The sequence below is a fragment of the uncultured Streptococcus sp. genome (assembly GCF_938036805.1).
GTDB lineage: Bacteria > Bacillota > Bacilli > Lactobacillales > Streptococcaceae > Streptococcus.
On record NZ_CALHWC010000088.1, the window covers coordinates 1 to 1289 of the forward strand.

Sequence of the window (1289 nt, forward strand, 5' to 3'; positions counted from 1 at the left end):
TGTCAGTAGGCTACTGGAAAGACTTAGACGAACTCCGCACTCTCAATGAAACTGGAGAACTCTTTGAACCATCTATGAATGAATCCCGCAAGGAACAACTCTACAAAGGATGGAAAAAAGCCGTTAAGGCAACTCAAGCCTTTGCAGAAATCGACGACTGATACTGATTTATTTTTGATAAAAAAGTCAGTAGAAGCAGGAAACGACTAAGTTAGAAAGTGTGTAATTATGGAATTTTCAAAGAAAACACGTGAATTATCGATAAAAAAAATGCAGGAACGCACCTTGGACCTCCTGATTATCGGTGGTGGGATTACCGGTGCTGGGGTAGCCTTGCAAGCGGCAGCTAGTGGACTGGAGACCGGTCTGATTGAAATGCAGGACTTTGCAGAAGGAACTTCTAGTCGCTCTACGAAACTGGTTCATGGAGGTCTTCGTTACCTCAAGCAATTCGACGTAGAGGTGGTCTCAGATACAGTTTCAGAGCGTGCTGTGGTACAGCAAATTGCCCCTCATATTCCAAAACCAGACCCTATGCTCCTTCCAGTCTATGAAGAAGATGGCGCTACTTTCAGCCTCTTCCGCCTCAAAGTGGCTATGGACCTCTACGACCTCTTGGCTGGTGTTAACAACACTCCTGCTGCCAACAAGGTCTTGAGCAAGGAAGAAGTCTTAAAACGGGAACCTGAACTCAAGAAGGAAGGCCTGGTCGGCGGCGGTGTCTATCTTGACTTCCGCAACAACGACGCGCGTCTCGTGATTGAGAATATCAAACGCGCCAACCAAGACGGTGCCCTGATTGCCAACCATGTCAAAGCAGAAGGCTTCCTCTTTAATGAATCTGGAAAGATTACAGGCGTCGTTGCGCGTGAACTCTTAACAGATGAAGTCTTTGAAATCAAGGCTCGCTTGGTCATCAACACAACTGGACCTTGGAGCGACAAGGTACGCAATCTGTCAAATGACGGTGAGCAATATTCACAAATGCGTCCAACCAAGGGTGTTCACTTGGTAGTTGACTCTAGCAAGATCAAGGTTTCTCAGCCAGTCTACTTTGATACAGGCTTGGGAGACGGCCGGATGGTCTTTGTTCTTCCACGAGAAAATAAAACCTACTTTGGTACGACTGACACTGACTACACTGGCGACCTAGAGCATCCAAAAGTAACACAAGAAGATGTGGATTACCTCTTGGGCATTGTCAATAATCGCTTCCCAGAAGCAAACATCACGATTGACGATATCGAAAGTAGCTGGGCAGGTCTGCGTCCTCTGATTGCAGGAAACAG

Annotated in this window: 1 protein-coding gene and 1 pseudogene; both read left to right on the forward strand. The window is 46.6% G+C overall.

The annotated features are described in order from the left end of the window. Positions 1-161 (forward strand): annotated as a pseudogene (locus Q0191_RS03600) (glycerol kinase); the annotation flags it as partial. Positions 162-228: 67 nt separating this feature from the next. Further along, the coding region (locus tag Q0191_RS03605; RefSeq protein WP_297663922.1) for an FAD-dependent oxidoreductase at positions 229-1289 on the forward strand (1061 nt) is incomplete at its 3' end.